Below are 15,289 nucleotides of genomic sequence, written 5' to 3' on the forward strand. Positions count from 1 at the left end.
CCCCGCCGAGCGGGGCGGCCCGCTCGCTCAGGCGATGTCGCCGTAGACGATGCCGCGTGCGCTGATGTAGACGCGGCCGTAGATCTCCGGGTCGCCGGTGATCACGGACCCGGCGAAGCCCCACTGGTGGGCGTCGTCGTTGATGCGGTACCACGAGCTGCCGCCGTCGGTCGAGCGGAAGAAGCCCTCCTGACCGCCGACGGTGGCCGTGATGTAGATCGCGGGATAGCCGTTCCGCTTGGCGGCCTTGCCGAAGCCCACACCGATCGCCAGGTCGATCGAGGCGATGCGCTCCCAGGTCGTGCCACCGTCCTTGGAACGCCACAGGCCCTTCGCGACCGCGGCCTTGTCGCTGCGGCCGCAGAGCCAGACGTGGCCCTTCTTGCCGGGGGCGACCCGGAAGTCGTCGACGCCTTCGGCGGGCAGGCCGGTCGCTCCCGTGTCGGTGAAGGTCTTGCCCGCGTCGGTGCTGCGATAGAACTTCCCGCCGGAGTAGGCGTACACGACCGAGCCGTCGACGCGGTCGGACCGGACCCTCGCCCGTGCGGGGAGTCCCTGGACCGGGTTCCAGGTCTTGCCGAGGTCGGTGCTGTAGACCGGGGTGATGGTGGCGTTCGGGGACCACACGATCGCTCCGGCGTCGGCGGTTATCGTGACGATGCCGCCGGACCCGTTCGGGGTGCCTGCGAGCCGGGTCGTGTCCTGCCAGGTCTGTCCCCGGTCGGTGGAGTAGGTGACGTGGCCGGCGGTCTCGCTGCCCACGTCGCCGGTGCCGACGACGATGTTCCGGTTGGTGGCGGCGTAGTCGAGGCTGAAGCCGCTCCAGTCCTTGCGGAACATCGGCTCGGCTCGGCCGAGGTCGGTGTGGACGAAGCCGTTGACGTCGCCCTTGGCCGACACGAGGGTGCCGCCGAGCGCGGCGAGGTCGCGCACCGCGGTCATCTCGATGCCTTCGGCCCGCACGCCCACAGTGAATTTCTCGATCGGCAGCGCGACGCGCTCCCCGGCCTCGTTCTCACCGATAAGCTCGCCCTGGGAGTCCCACTGCGTCAGGTTCTCGGTGCCCCAGACGGTCGCGCCGGTGCCCCACATGATCCGGTCGGAGTTGTGCGGGTCGATGGCGAGCGCTTCGATCATCCACCCGTGCTTGACCGCGTACGAGGCGCCGTTGTCGGTGCCGAGCCAGGAGAGCCACGGGGAGCCGGTGCTGTCCATGACGAACCGGTCGGTGCGCACGTTCTCGCTCACCAGGTCCCAACTGATCGACCAGGTCGCGCCGGAGTCGGTGGAGCGGAACAGGATCTCGTCGGGACCCCAGTTGTTGCACGTGGACGCCATCAGAGTGCCGGGGTTCTGGAGGTCGACCGTGAGCCCGCCGAAGCCGGGGATCGGGCGGCCCGGGTTGTAGGGCGGCGTGACATCGGTCCACTCGCCGGTCTGGGTCGACAGCCTCATGAGCTTGCCGCCGCGACCCGAGGCGGGACCGCCGTTGTACGGGCCGGGGTCGTGGCTGGTGATGACGTACAGGTACCCGTTCGCGTTGTCCACAGCGGACTGCTTGGGGATGGTGCGGTTGCCGTCGGCATCGCCGAGCGCCGCCGCCGCGCCAGGCACCGGTTGCCAGGTCGCCCCGCCGTCTGCGGAGACGTAGAGCGGGTCGTCCGGGTCGGCCACGCCCACATAGATCTTGCCGCCGATCTGGTCGAAGTCGATCCAGATGATGCCCTGGTTGTCAGAGAGGTACTCGTTGTCGGGGTTGACGACGAAGTTCCCCGGGTTGGGGAAGTTCTCGACCTCGGCCCAGGTGCGGCCGTAGTCCTTCGAGCGCCACAGGCCGTTCCCGCTGGGGGCGCCCAAGTAGATTTCGGCGTTGTCGGCCGGGTTGACCGCGAGGCGCTCGCCCATGCCGCGGCCGGGCATGTTGCCGCCCTGCTTGAACGGCAGCTCGGCGATGCCCCAGGTCTCGCCCTTGTCGTCGGAGTACAGGATCGCGCCGTTGTTCCCGTCCCACGAGATCGTGTACGCGCCGACCGCCGCGTAGACGCGGTTCGTCTCGACCGGGTCCGAGGCCATCGAGACCACGTACTGGTAACCCCACTTCGCGAGCGGCACCCAGTCGGTCAACGATTTCCAAGTCCGCGTCTCCTCCTGCCAGCGGTAGGCACCGCCGACGTCCGTGCGGGCGAATATGAGATTCGGCTCGGTCTCGTTGAAGATGATCCCGGGCACGAAGCCGCCGCAGTTGACCACGACGTTCTTCCAGCTATAGGTGTCGTTCTGCCTCGACTTGTCGTCGCCGGCCGCCCAAGCGGGCAGTGGACCGGCCGCGACCGCAGCGGCGGCCGCTGCCGCGCCGATCGAAGCGGTGGCGGTGAAGGTGCGTCGTCGCACGGGTGCTCCTTATGCCATGAATACGAGAGGTTGAATTCGCCCGGCGAGGCGGTGCGGCCCCGCAGGTCCACTTCCTTGGTGCTGTTGGAGACAGAGAGGTCAATGCATCGAGGAATGCAGATCTCTGCACGCCTGTGCAGCACAGTATGCAACCGCCTCGTGTTTGTCAAATAAAGAAATTAACTAGCTCTGCACAATCGTCGTTACGCCAAATTTGTCGCAAATGACCTATGAAATCCGCTGCAGCGAGGCAGTTGCCTCCCAGCTGGTTGGCCGATCATGGCGAGTCTGAGCTTCAGTTCGTTACATGATGGAATCAATTCGTCCACAGGTCCGCGTATGGCGAAGGTCGAGAACTGGGGCGCCGAACCGTTGGATCGGCGCCCCAGTCGCTCACGGGCTGTTAGCGCAGGCTCCAGTTCTGGTTGGTGGTGCCGCTGCAGGCCCACAGGACGAGCGGGGTGCCGTCGACGTCGAAGCACTTGTAGTCGCCCGTCATCGACGGGTAGATGACGATGTAGCCGTACTGCTCCGAGAGCGCCCGTTGCGAAGCCGAGCTACGCGGCTCCGGCCGCGAGCGTTTCGTCGCCGCGGGCCTGATCGTCGTTGTCGCGGAGCTTCCGGTTGGGCAGGAAGACCGCGAGTGCTGTTCCCAGCAAGATCACTGGAACGAGTCCGAGGAAGATCGGGGTGAGCGAGTTTGCGTAGGCGTCGATGACCTGGTCGCGCAAGGTATCGGGCAGGGACCTGACGATTGCGGGCGTGATCGACTCGGCCCCGGCGCCGCCGAAGTCGGTGCCGATCCCGGCGAGGGCGTCGGTGAGCCGGTTGGTGAAGATCGCGCCGACCACCGCGACGCCGACGGTCGCGCCGATCTCGCGGAAGAAGTTGTTCGACGAGGTCGCGGTGCCGACCTCGTTCTGCGGGAACGCGTTCTGGACTGCGAGCACGAGGTTCTGCATGACCAGGCCCATGCCCGCGCCGAGGACCGCGATATAGGTGCACAGCCGCCATACGGGAGTCGAAGGTTCGAGTGTGGACATGAGCCAGATGCCCGCGGGCATCACGACCATGCCGGCGATCACGAAGCCCTTGTAGCGGCCCAGCTTCGACACCAGCGCACCCGAGGTCACGGCGGTGAGCATCATCCCCGCGACCATCGGGATGAGCAGCAGCCCCGACTCGGTCGCCGAGTAGCCGTACACCATCTGGAGGTACGTCGGCAGGTAGGAGATGACGGCGAACATGCCCAGGCCGATCGCGATCATGCCGATGAGCGTGGCGATGCTGAAGACCGGGTTGCGCAGCATCCGCAGCGGGATGAGCGGTTCGGCGACGCGGCGCTCCACAATGCAGAACAGGACCGCGGACACGATCGTGAGGGCGCCGAGCCAAAGGATCTGAGGCGAGGTCCAGTCGTATTCGGTGCCGCCCCACGTGCACACCAGGATCAGCGAGGTCACGGCGACGGCCATGAGCGCGGTGCCGAGGTAGTCGAATCGGACCTTGACCCGCTTGCGGGGGAGCTTGATCGCGGCGGCCGAGATGGCGATGGCGAGGGCGCCGAGCGGCAGGTTGATCCAGAACGCCCAGCGCCAGTCGGTGTTGTCGGTGATCCAGCCGCCCAGGAGCGGCCCGGCGACGGCGGCCAGGCCGAACACGGCGCCCATGGGGCCCATGAACTTGGCGCGCTGGCGGACGGGGACGAGGTCGGCGATGATCGCCTGGGACATGATCATGAGCCCGCCGCCGCCCAGGCCCTGGAGGGCGCGGAAGGCGATGAGCTGCGGCATGTCCTGCGCGAATCCGGCGAGGCCGGAGCCGAGGACGAAGACGGCGAGGGCGGCGAGGAAGAGCCGGCGGCGTCCGATGAGGTCGCCGAGCTTGCCGTAGACGGGCATGCCGACGGTCGCGGCGAGGATGTATGCGGTGGTCACCCATGCCATGTGGGACAGGCCGTCGAGCTCGCCGACGATCGTCGGGAGCGCGGTCGAGACGATGGTCTGGTCGAGTGCCGACAGGAGCATCGAGACCATGAGGGCGGCGTAGATCCACCCGAAGTGGGACGGGAGCTTCGACCCGGCGGGTGCAGTCGGAGGCTCGAGGGTTTCGGTGGTCATCGGCGGACTCCCAGGGAGGGCAGGATCACGGCGTCGATGTAGGCGGTCAGGTACGCCTCGTCGGGGTGGACCCCGGTGATCATGGGGCGCACGGCGATGGGTGCGAGGAGCAGTTCGTGGATGAAGCGGCGGCCGGGCGCGTCGGAGTCGATCTCGCCGCGAGCAGCGGCGCGGTCGATGATCGCTTGGACGGCCTGTTCCAGTGGCGCGGCGAGGACCTCGCGCAGGGCCTGGGCCAGTTCCTCGTCGTTGCGGGCGGCATTGTGGATACCGGCCATGAGCTCGTGGTCGCCGGGCGCGGTCGAGGCCATCGGACCGACGCCGGCGAGGAGGTCTCCGCGAAGAGAGCCGGTGTCGACGGTGTCGAGCGGGTGGGGCTTGCGGTGCCGGATGGCCTCGACGACGAGTCGCGGCTTGCCGTTCCAGTGCCGGTACAGGGTGGCGGTGCTGGTGTGCGCCTCGGTCGCGACCTGCTGCATGGTGATCTTCTCGTAGCCGTGCTCCCTGACCAGGCGCTCGACGGTTGCGAATATCTCGGCCTCGCGCTCAGGTGAGAGCCGTGAACGACGTTCCACGGATGGCCTCCTATCGAAACGAAATGACTTCCTTTCGATAATCACGCAATCGGGCCCCCTCTGACGACCCGACCGTCCGAGACGTACCTCACAGTCCCGAGGCGGCCACCGCTATCTCGGAATCGACCGAATGCTTGCGAGCCCCCGCGGCACAGGGCTTGTTCAAGAGCCTGGTTGTTCGGTGATGCCCACGATCGGGAGGGCCCGTGACGGGTCCTCAGTACGACGCCGCCCACGCTGCGACGGAGTAAGACTCGACCTGCGGGCAGTGCCCTCGTCCATTGCCTGCACCTCCTCGTAGCAAGTGCCAGGATGATCAGGTTCGCGCAGGTCAGTTGGCGGTCCAAACCTTGAGCGAGGTCTTCAACGTCGGAAATACCTGGCGGCGTTCTGAGGCGGTAGTGCTGTACCCTGGCTGAGGCCGCTCAGCGGCCATCGGGACGTGGCGCAGCTTGGTAGCGCACCCGCTTTGGGAGCGGGGGGTCGCAGGTTCAAATCCTGTCGTCCCGACTTGTGACCGCGTGTGAACGCGTGTGAACGGTTGTGAATAGATGTGAACGGCGGTGGCCGGGCAGAATTGGAAGATTCTGCTCGGCCACCTAGGATCGGTTCCGTCGGTGCACAGCGACGACAGCCCAGAGCTCGATACCGCCGGGCACATCGCCTACCGGATGGACGAGGTTCGGCGGTGTCTGGCGATGCCAGCCTCGATGGGCGAGAGCCGGTCTAGCGCTCTGCCCGAGAAAGCCAACGCCGACTTCAAGATGCGCTTCCGGTGTTTTCAGAAGATCGTCCGGGGAACGCGAGGGCAAGTTCGAATCCGTGCGATGTGCATGGTCAGTGACGGGAGCTGCCGCGGAGGGTGCGGGGTGAGGCGCCGAATTCGCGGTGGCAGGCCTTGTTGAACGTCTGGAGGTCGGGTATGCCGACCGACGCGGCAATTGCAGGGATGGAGAGGGTCGACTCGCGCAGCAAGTGCTCGGCTCGCACCATTCTGCGATGGCGAATGTAGGCGACCAGTGTGGATCCGGTGGCGTCCTTAACGAGTTTCGTGAGGTGGTTGGGTGAGATGCCCACGGCGGCGGCTACTTCGGGGACCTTGACTGATCGCGGCAGGCGCTGCTCGATGTAGGCGAAGGTCGCGGCCACGGCGGGGTGTTCGTTGTTGCCAGGTTCTTTCGACTGCAGTCGGACCGTCCGCCACAAGGCGGTCCACACCTCGGAAGCGGCCTGGGTGGGGGAGTCTGCGACGGTGGCGATGGTCTGCCACAGCATCTCGGCGAGGGCTGGGCCGGCGGGGCCGGCGTCCTGGATGAGCGGCAGGGTGTGCGGTGTTCCCCTTGGTGAGGGTCGAAGGTGCACGTAGAGGTGCTCGGAGCGGCCGCGGTGGTGGTACTCGACATTGGTCCCGGCGGGGATGAGGCTGACGCGTCCGGGTTTGATGCGATGAGCGGTGCCGTCGACCACCAGGTCGGCCTCGTACTCGTAGAGGTGGAACTGCCACAGGTCAGGGAGCCGGAAGGGGCCGTCGGGGCCGTTTATGCCGTGGATGGCGAAGCCGGCGTTCACCACCTCTGGCGGTTCGTCGAGGCAGACGGTCACGTCGCGCATCCTGGAAATCAACCATGATTCGGCGAAATAGTCCAGTGATGGTTCTGAATTTGCCGGTTGGTTTCATGATGATCGTGGAAATGATCCACAAGTCCGTGGATTTCGCCAAGCATCCCGTCTGGATCGTTTTCTAAGGTCGGCGTATGACCGCACCGTGTCACCCCTCGAAGCCCGTCCGCATTGAAGCGGACGCCTGCTCACATGGCGAACCGCTGCACCATCACCGGGACCTCGTCGTGGGAGCCGGGCGCACGGCGGGCGAAGACGGGCCGGAGCACAACTTCCAGTACATCGACGAGGTCCTCGACCGGATGTTGGGGGCTGCCCGGTACGGGGCCGAGGCGACCCTCGCGGTCGGCGGACAGCGGACTCTCGAGATCGAGCCCAGCGGCCGCGAACCCGGTTGTCGACTGCTGGCCGAGATGGTGGGTCTGTCCCGGGGCGACGCGCTCGCGGCATGGCGCTCGATCGGCGAACCGGAACCGCAGAGCCGTGAAGAGTCGGCAGCGCTGCGCGCCGCGGCCAGGCCGCAAGAGGTCTGCAAGGCGGATGCCGAAGGGCGCCTGCAGTTCACGGTCGCCTTGCGGCCGTGGGAGATCGCCTCCCTGCGCCAGCTGTGACTCGACGCTGGCGCCTCAGTCGATCCCACGTGGTCGCCGCATATCACTGGTGACCCGCCTACCTGCGAACAAGAGAGACCACATGAGACAGATTTCCCTGCGCAGTACCAGAGCCCGTCTCGCGGCGATCGGCGCTGCGCTGCTCACCGCCTTGACTGTCAGCGTGATCGGCGCAGTCGGCGCCAGCGCCAGCCCTCAGGGCTGCCTCGTCGACTATAAGGTCACGTCCGAGTGGAACGGCGGCTTCGTCGCCGACGTGAGAGTGACCAACCTCGGCGCCCCCATCGACGGCTGGGAGCTCGAATGGGCCTTCTCGTCGGGCCAGAAGGTCAGCCACGGCTGGCTCGCGAACATCACCTCCTCCGGTGCTGACGTCACCGCGAAGAGCTACAGCTACAACTCCAGGATCGGGACCGACAAGAAGACCTCGTTCGGGTTCGCCGGCTCCTGGTCCGGTGCGAACGAGGCACCCGAGGCGTTCAAGCTCAACGGCGTCACCTGCGACGGCACCGTCAGCGACCCGGAGAACCTCACTGCGATCGAGACCGTCGAGGCGATGGAACCGGGCTGGAACGTCGGCAACACCCTCGACGCGATCCCCGACGAGACTTCTTGGGGCAACCCGCTGATCTCCGCGGAACTCCTCGACACCATCAAGGCCGAGGGCTACAAGTCGATCCGCCTCCCCGTCTCCTGGTCCGACTACATCGGCGAAGGACCTGACTACACGATCGACCAGGCCCGGCTCGACCGCGTCACCGAAGTGGTCGACATGGCGATCGAGCGCGGCCTCTACGTCCTGCTGAACGTGCACCACGACTCGTGGCAGTGGATCAGGTACATGCCCACCGACCACGACGGGGTCGTGGCCAAGTTCGACGCGGTCTGGACCCAGATCGCGGAGAACTTCAAGGACCACTCCGAGCTGCTGGTGCTCGAGAGCAACAACGAACCGCAGTTCGAAGGCACCACGGTAGAGGAAGGCGACGCCTACAACGACGAGCTCAACCGTCTGTTCCACGAGATCGTGCGTGGGACCGGAGGCAAGAACGCCGACCGGCTCCTGGTGCTCCCCACCCTCCACACCAACGCCGACCAGGCCCGACTGGACGCATTGGACGCCACGATCGCAGCGCTCGACGATGACATGATCGCCGCGACCGTCCACTTCTACGGCTGGTGGCCCTTCAGCGTCAACAACGCCGGCGGCACCACCTACGACGAGAATGTGGAGGCCGACATCGTCGGCACCTTCGACCGGGTCGGCGCCACCTTCGTGGACAACGAGATCCCGGTCATCATCGGCGAGTGGGGCGTCCTCAACTACGACCACAACCGGCCCGGCGTCCACCAGTACGGCGAGCTGCTGAAGTTCTACGAGTCCGTCGAGTGGCACGCCAGGGACACCGGCGGCATCGCCATGCAGATCTGGGACGCGGGCCAGTTCCTCAACCGCGAAACGCTGGAGTGGCGCGACCAGACCATCTTCGACTACTTCAAGTCCGGTTGGACTACGCGCTCGGGCACCACTTCGTTCGACTCGATCTACCTCGACAAGAGCGAGGCCATCGGCGCCGAGTCACTCACCCTCAACCGCAACGGCCTCGAATTCGAAGGGCTGTGGGACGGCGACACCGAGCTGGCCGAAGGCACCGACTACACCGTCGAGGGCGATACCCTCACCCTCACCGCGTCGGCACTGACCCGTCTCTCCGGCGACCGCTCGTACGGGGTGAACAGCACCATCGAGGCCCGTTTCTCCGCGGGCCTGCCGTGGCAGATTCACATCATCACCTACGATCGCCCGGTCCTGTCCGACACCACCGGCACGATCGAGTCGTTCGCCGTGCCGACCCAGTTCACCGGAGACCGGATCGCAACCATGGAGTCGGTCTACAGCGACGACGGGACCCCGACCGGGGGAGACTGGACGCCCTTCAAGGAGTACTGGACGGCCTTCCAGCCCGACTACGACGCAGGCTCCGTCATCCTCAAGCCCGACATGCTCAACGGCATCGAGGACGGCAGGACCGCCACGTTGACCTTCCACTTCTGGGGCGGTGGCGAGATCACCTACCAGATCACCCGCAGCGGCTCGAGTCTGACCGGCACGGCCCTGTAGACGACCGGCGGCGGGCTCTGACCGGGGGGCCCGCCGCCACCGGCCTCGACCCCACACCGCTCCGGCGGCACAACGACAGCGGTCCCGGCCCTGATGGGCCGGGACCGCTTTGTCATGCAGCCGAAGCCGTCCGGTCAGGCCGTGCCGGTCACGGCGGTGCCGTTCTTGGTCACGGTGTAGGCGACGGTCTTGCCGCTGCGGAAGTGGACCGTCAGGTTCACTGCGGCGCCGTCGGTGACCGCGTCGAAGAACGTCGGGGTCAGCTTGAAGACGCCGTTCGCGTAGTCGGGATCGTAGGCCACCCCGTACTCCTTGTAGACGGTCCAGTCGTGGGGACCGGCACCGGTCCCGTCCTCGTAGGTGGCCTCCAAGGTCGCGACCATGTCGCCGTTGTACTCCGTCGGAATCGCGAACGCGTCGGTGGTGCCGGTGGCGTCCTCCAGCACGGGCGTGTCGGAGGCGATCACGTTCAGGGTCCACGGGACGCCGTCGGAGTACCGCACCGAGAGCTGTTCCCGGGTACCGGGCGCGCCGTCGCCGAGCAGGAGGTCCACCAGGCTCGCCTTGAGCGTCAGCGTGTCGCCCTCCACGACGTAGTCGCGGCCGGGCTTCAATTTGCGGTCCCCGTGGTAGAGGCTCTTGAACTGCAGCCCGTTGGGGTTCAACGTGATCGCCTGGTCGGCACCGGCTTCTGAGGGATCGACGAAGAGCAGGTCGGACTCCGCGGTGCCCGATCGGTTGGTCCAGCTCTCCGAGAGGTAGTCGTACAGACCCTCGACCTGCCAGTCGAACTCCTTCCGGTCGAAGTACTGCCCGTTGTCCCAGAACATGGTGGTGATGTCGTTGGTGCGCGCGAGGTAGCCGAAGTGCTCGAAGAACTTCATCGCCTCCCCGTACTCCACCGCGACGAAGCCGCCGTTCAGCAGTCCGAACTCGCCGATGATCATGGGGATGCCCTTCGACACGAAGGTGTCGTGCAAGCGGGCGAAGTCGCCTTCCAGGTAGCCCTGGACTTCTTCGTCGTACGTGGTCTTGCCGGCGATGTTCACCGAGAACGGCCAGTATGAGTAGTTGTGCGTGGTCGCCGCCAGCATCGGGTCGTCGAGCGCCTCGATCTCGGCGGCCAGTGCGTCCAAGTGGTCCTGGTCGCTGCTGGTGTGGAGTGTCGGCAGGACCAGCAGCCGGTCCTCGTTGCCGCCGCCGGAGCCGCGCACGATCTCGTGGAAGGAGGCGTTCAGCTCGGCGATCAGCTCGTTCTCCTGTTCCGGGCCGCTGGCGCCTTCGAAGAACGGCTCGTTGATGCTCTCGAACACCAACTCCGGCGGGTAGTCCTTGAACCTATCGGCCACCTGGGACCAGATGGAGTCGAAGCGGGCGAGCACATTGTCGTGGTCGGTCGGCATCTCGTGCAGCCACTGCCACGAGTCGTGGTGGATGTTGATCATGACGTACATGTCCTCGTCCAGCGCCATTTGGACGACTTCCTCGACGCGGTCAAGAACCTGCGGCTCGATGGTGTAGTCGGGGGCCGGTCCGGTGTTGTAGCTCCAGCTGACCGGGATGCGGATGCTGTTGAAGCCCTGGTCCCGGATGCCCTCCATCAGTTCCTCGGTGACCATCGGGTTGCCCCAGCTGGTCTCGTCCTCGCCGCAGCACATGGAGTCGAGGGTGTTGCCGAGGTTCCATCCCGGCTGCATCGCCGCGACGGTCTCGACCGCCGTGAGCGACGCCGGTTCGGGCCGCTCGGCCTGTGCGGCGGTGGTGGGGATGAGCAGGGTGAGCGCGAGCGGTACTGCGAGCAGCAGCCTTGATGGTTGATATCGCAACGGATCTGTCCCTTCTAGAAGCGGTCCCGGCCCTGATGGGCCGGGACCGCGTTCATGGTGTTGGTAGTCAGCCGGTGGTGCCGGTGACGGTGCCGCCGGATTCGGTGACGTAGTAGGTCATGGTCGCTCCGCTCCAGAAGTAGAGCGTGAGCTTGACCTCTCGGTCGTCTTGGACGTCGTTGAAGAACTTGCTGCCGAGGTCGAGCTCGTTCGCCGCGTAGTCCGGCTTGAAGCCCTCGCCCCACTCCTTCCAGGAGGTCCACTCGATCGGGCCGGCGTTGCTGCCGTCGTCGCTGTAGACCGCCTGCATGGTCTTCATCGTGTCGCCCTTCCACTCAGTCGGGATCGCGAACGAGTCCGCGGCCCCGGTCGCGTTGGCGATCGTGGGCTTGTCGTAGCTGATCAGGCTGATCCGCCACGGCTGTCCCGCCGAGAAGTCGGCGTGCAGGTCGGCCTTCTTGCCGTACTCCCGGTCGCCGAGCAGCTGGGTGAGCAGCGAGGCCTTGATGGTGAGTTCGTTGCCGGACAGCGTGTAGTCGGTGCCCTCGGTCAGCTGCGTGTCGCCGTGTCGCAGGCCTTCGAATTCGAGGTCGTTCGGCTCGAGCGTGACCGTCGTGTCCGAGATCGGTTCGGCCTTCGGGATGAACAGCTGGTCGGTCTCGGCGACGCCCGAACGCGTGGTCCAGGCCGCCTGGTACATGCCCCAGTATTCGGCGTCGCGGAACTGCAGGTTGTCGCGGTCGTAGCCGGGGACGCAGTCCCACAGCATGGTCGTGAGGTTCTTCTCCCGGGCGTAGTTGCCCGCGAACTCCAGGAACTTCAGGATCTCGCCGCGTTCGACCTTGCCTTCGACATTGCCGCCGAGCAGGCTGTACTCGCCGATGATCACGGGGATGTCGTTGGCGACGAACGCGTCGTACACGTTGTCGAACGAGTCCGTGATGTTGTCCTTCGTGACCTGGTCGAACGTGGGGCTCCCGGCGAGGTTCATCGCGAACGGCCAGTATCCGTAGAAGTGGATGGTCGCGGCCACGTTCGGGTCGTTCAGATCGGTGAAGGTGCTGACCAGCTCGTCGACGGGGGTCTGGTCGCCGCTGGTGTGCAGCGTCGGCATGACCAGCACGCGGTCGGCATTGCCGCCGCCCGTGCCGCGCACGACCTCGTGGAACTGCTGGTTCAGCTCGTCGAGGTACTGGTACTTCTCGGCGTCGGTGGTGTCGTTGAACTGCGGCTCGTTGATGCTCTCGAACAGGAGCTCGTCCGGGTAGTCCTTGAAGCGCTCGGCGATCGCGGTCCACAGGGCCTCATTGCGGGCGAGGATCTCCTCCCGGTTGGTCTTCATGTCCGCCAACCAGATCCACGAGTCGTGGTGGGTGTCCAGCATGACGTACAGGTCCGCTTCGAGCGCCCAGTTCACCACTTCCTCGACGCGGTCGAGGTATGCCGGGTCAATGGCGTAGTCCGGGCCTTCGCCCTGGTGTTCGTCCCATGTGACGGGGAGGCGGAGGCTGTTGAAACCCTCGTCCTTGACGTCCTGGACGAGAGCCTGGTTGATCGGGTAGTTGCCCCACGAGGTCTCGTCGGGGATCGCGTCGAGCGAGTTGCCGAGGTTGAAGCCCGGCTGCATCGCGGCGACGGTCTCCATCGCCGTCAGGTCCTCGGTCGGCTCTCCGGTCGGTTCGCCGCCGGGGAGGGTGCAGGCGGTTCCGTTGAGGGTGAACGAGGTCGGGGCCTCGTTGGCCTCACCGAACGAGCCGACGAATCCGAAGGCCACCGACTCGTCGGCGCCGAGGGCCTTGTTGTAACTCGCGTGCTTGGCGGTGACCGTGTCGCCGGAGGAGGCGACGTCGGCGTTCCAGGCCTGGGTGACGGTCTGCCCGGAGGGGAAGTCCCACTTGAGCTCCCAACCGCTGCGGGCCTCGCCTCGGTTGGTCACTTCGACGTTGGCGACGAAGCCGCCTGGCCACTCGCTCTTGACCTGGTAGTCGACCTCGCAGCCCGCGGCCGATTGGGCGACCGCCGGCAGGATGGCGCCGAGCCCGGCCGCCAGGGTGGCGACCGCGACGGTGATCGCGACGATCCGCCGTCGGGCTCGATGTCGGATGAATTGCATGTCACTCCTAAAGGGTTGGTGGTGGTACGAGGGTCGGGGGGTCTGCACCGGAACTCTCAGCAGGTGTTTCGCCGTGAAAATCAAGTTGAGTATGTAAATAGTTATATATGTATAAATAAACTCGGGACCGGTTGTTTCTCGCGAGAGCTGGTGGCACTGCGAGCCGGCTATCGGTCCAGGCGCGTGGACCTCCGGGTGGAGGAGATTCGCGTGTACTGAGTTTGCAAAGGCTCCGACCCGGGGTGGGCAGGTCTCGGTCCCTGCCCCTGGTCGGGCCTGCGGAAATGTCGGTTCCCTCGATCCGCTCTCACACGGACCGGGTCAACCCTTGATGGCGCCGGTGATGACGGCCTTCGTGAAGTGCTTCTGGATGAACGGGTACATGATCACGATCGGGATGATCGTGCAGACCACGACCGCCATCTTGAGTGCGGCGGTCGGGGCGGCCGCGCCCTGGTTCTGGTACTGGGCGGCGGCCTGTGCACCCTCTGGAAGGCCTTGTGTGGACATGAGCATTCTTTGGAGCACGACCTGGATCGGCTGGGTGTCCAGCCCCGGGGTGTAGAGCACGGCCGAGAAGTAGATGTTCCAGTTGCCGACGGCGTAGAACAGGGCGATGACGGCGAGGATGGCCTTGGACATGGGCAGCACGATGGTGAGCAGGGTCCGGAACTCGCCGGCGCCGTCGATCTTGGCGGCGTCGATGAGTTCGCCGGGGATCGAGTTCATGAAGAACGCGCGCAGGATGATGATGTTGAAGGTGCCCACGGCCCCGGGCAGGATGAGCGACCAGTACGAGTTGAACAGGCCGAGTTTCTGCACCACCAGGAAGCTCGGGTACATGCCGGGTCCGAACAGGAACGTGAGCAGGATGGTCCACAGGATCGGGCGGTGCAGCAGCGAGCCGGTCCGCGACAGCGCGTACGCCCCGCAGATGGTGAGGACCATGCTGATGGCGGTGCCGCCGATGGTGAGGACCGTGGTCAGGACCAGCGAGTCGGTGAGCGCGCCGCCGGAGAAGATCTCCTGGTAGGCCTGGAAGCTGACGTCGGTGGGCAGGAGCAGGAGGTTGCCGCCGGCGCGTGCCAGCGCCTCCTCGCTGGCCAGGCTGGTGGCGAGGACCGCCCACAGCGGCAGGACGATCGCTGCGCCGTAGCAGATGAGGAACAGGGCTTTGACGGCTTTGCCGGCGGCGGAGGGCTCCTCGTCCCAGACGGGGCGGTTGCTATTGCGGCGCGGCTTGTGCTCGAGCTTGGTGTCGATGGCGGTCATGACTTCTGGTAGATCCCTTGCTCTCCGAGGCGGTGCGCGATGTTGTTGGCGACGAGGATGAGGATCAGTCCGATCACGCCCTTGAACAGGCCCGCGGCGGTGCCGAAGGACTCGCCCTGGTTGCCGATGATCGACTGGTAGTACACGTAGGTGTCGAGCACTTCCGTGGCCTGGTAGCCCACGGCCTGGCGCTGCAGCTGGTACTGCTCGAAGCCGACCGAGAGGATGCCGCCGATCTGGAGGATGAGCAGCAGGATGATGACCGGCCGGATACCGGGCAGGGTGATGTGCCACATCCTGCGCCAGCGGTTCGCGCCGTCGGAGGCCGCGGCCTCGTAGAGGCTCGGGTTGATCGACGCCAAGGCGGCCAGGAAGATGATCATGCCCCAGCCGGCGTCCTTCCACGCCCACTGCATCCACACCAGGAAGGTGAAGGTGTCGGGGTTGGACGTGAAGTCGAGCCGTTCCCCGCCGCCGTCCATGATCCAGTTCGAGACGAGGCCGTCCGCGCCGAGAACCTGCACGAACACGGTGACGACGAGGACCCACGAGAAGAAGTGGGGGAGGTACACGATGGACTGGAACGTGGAGCGGACCTTGAGGGAGATGATGCTGTTCATCGCCAGGGCCAGCGCGACC

Annotated in this window: 10 protein-coding genes and 1 tRNA gene; 3 read left to right on the forward strand and 8 right to left on the reverse strand. The window is 65.9% G+C overall.

The window, feature by feature from the left end; all coding sequences use genetic code 11:
* Positions 1–27: 27 nt before the first annotated feature.
* The 3 genes from O2L01_RS08760 to O2L01_RS08770 form a co-directional block, all read right to left on the reverse strand.
* Complete coding sequence (locus O2L01_RS08760; RefSeq protein WP_270121527.1) at positions 28–2,391, reverse strand: WD40/YVTN/BNR-like repeat-containing protein; 2,364 nt, start codon at positions 2,389–2,391, stop codon at positions 28–30.
* 557 nt (positions 2,392–2,948) lie between these two features.
* Positions 2,949–4,511 (reverse strand): MDR family MFS transporter, encoded by a 1,563-nt coding sequence (locus tag O2L01_RS08765; protein ID WP_270121528.1) that lies wholly within the window; start codon positions 4,509–4,511, stop codon positions 2,949–2,951.
* The gene (locus tag O2L01_RS08770) at positions 4,508–5,086 is read right to left on the reverse strand and encodes a TetR/AcrR family transcriptional regulator (RefSeq protein WP_270121529.1); all 579 of its coding nucleotides are present in this window, start codon (positions 5,084–5,086) and stop codon (positions 4,508–4,510) included. The genes O2L01_RS08765 and O2L01_RS08770 overlap by 4 nt, the downstream gene beginning before the upstream one ends.
* A 436-nt stretch (positions 5,087–5,522) precedes the next feature.
* Between O2L01_RS08770 and O2L01_RS08775 the strand changes: the two genes are divergently transcribed.
* Positions 5,523–5,596 (forward strand) — tRNA-Pro (locus O2L01_RS08775).
* A gap of 327 nt (positions 5,597–5,923) precedes the next feature.
* Here the strand turns inward: O2L01_RS08775 and O2L01_RS08780 are convergent.
* Positions 5,924–6,697: a helix-turn-helix transcriptional regulator gene (locus tag O2L01_RS08780; protein ID WP_270121530.1), complete on the reverse strand. Its 774-nt coding sequence runs from the start codon at positions 6,695–6,697 to the stop codon at positions 5,924–5,926.
* Positions 6,698–6,840: 143 nt separating this feature from the next.
* Between O2L01_RS08780 and O2L01_RS08785 the strand changes: the two genes are divergently transcribed.
* A complete protein-coding gene (locus O2L01_RS08785) occupies positions 6,841–7,317 on the forward strand; it encodes a hypothetical protein (protein WP_270121531.1) in 477 nt (158 codons plus the stop codon).
* Positions 7,318–7,399: 82 nt separating this feature from the next.
* Complete coding sequence (locus O2L01_RS08790) at positions 7,400–9,439, forward strand: cellulase family glycosylhydrolase (RefSeq protein ID WP_270121532.1); 2,040 nt, start codon at positions 7,400–7,402, stop codon at positions 9,437–9,439.
* Positions 9,440–9,573: 134 nt separating this feature from the next.
* Here the strand turns inward: O2L01_RS08790 and O2L01_RS08795 are convergent, their stop codons facing one another.
* The 4 genes from O2L01_RS08795 to O2L01_RS08810 all read right to left on the reverse strand — a co-directional run.
* Entirely contained in the window at positions 9,574–11,265 is a 1,692-nt protein-coding gene (locus O2L01_RS08795) for a cellulase family glycosylhydrolase (protein ID WP_270121533.1), read from the reverse strand.
* A gap of 67 nt (positions 11,266–11,332) precedes the next feature.
* On the reverse strand, positions 11,333–13,378 hold the full coding sequence (locus O2L01_RS08800) for a cellulase family glycosylhydrolase (protein WP_270121534.1): 2,046 nt from the start codon (positions 13,376–13,378) through the stop codon (positions 11,333–11,335).
* A gap of 321 nt (positions 13,379–13,699) precedes the next feature.
* The gene (locus O2L01_RS08805) at positions 13,700–14,650 is read right to left on the reverse strand and encodes a carbohydrate ABC transporter permease (protein WP_270121535.1); all 951 of its coding nucleotides are present in this window, start codon (positions 14,648–14,650) and stop codon (positions 13,700–13,702) included.
* Positions 14,647–15,289: ABC transporter permease subunit (locus O2L01_RS08810; protein ID WP_270121536.1), on the reverse strand; the 643-nt coding region annotated here is incomplete at its 5' end. The genes O2L01_RS08810 and O2L01_RS08805, both read right to left, overlap by 4 nt.

Source organism: Glycomyces lechevalierae (assembly GCF_027622945.1).
Taxonomy (GTDB): domain Bacteria; phylum Actinomycetota; class Actinomycetes; order Mycobacteriales; family Micromonosporaceae; genus Glycomyces; species Glycomyces rutgersensis.

Coding starts and splice junctions, on each gene's coding strand:
- O2L01_RS08765 (WP_270121528.1), bottom strand. CDS start 4,511: ATGACCACCGAAACCCTCGAGCCTCCGACTGCACCCGCCGGGTCGAAG.
- O2L01_RS08780 (WP_270121530.1), bottom strand. CDS start 6,697: ATGCGCGACGTGACCGTCTGCCTCGACGAACCGCCAGAGGTGGTGAAC.
- O2L01_RS08785 (WP_270121531.1), top strand. CDS start 6,841: ATGACCGCACCGTGTCACCCCTCGAAGCCCGTCCGCATTGAAGCGGAC.
- O2L01_RS08790 (WP_270121532.1), top strand. CDS start 7,400: ATGAGACAGATTTCCCTGCGCAGTACCAGAGCCCGTCTCGCGGCGATC.
- O2L01_RS08800 (WP_270121534.1), bottom strand. CDS start 13,378: ATGCAATTCATCCGACATCGAGCCCGACGGCGGATCGTCGCGATCACC.
- O2L01_RS08805 (WP_270121535.1), bottom strand. CDS start 14,650: ATGACCGCCATCGACACCAAGCTCGAGCACAAGCCGCGCCGCAATAGC.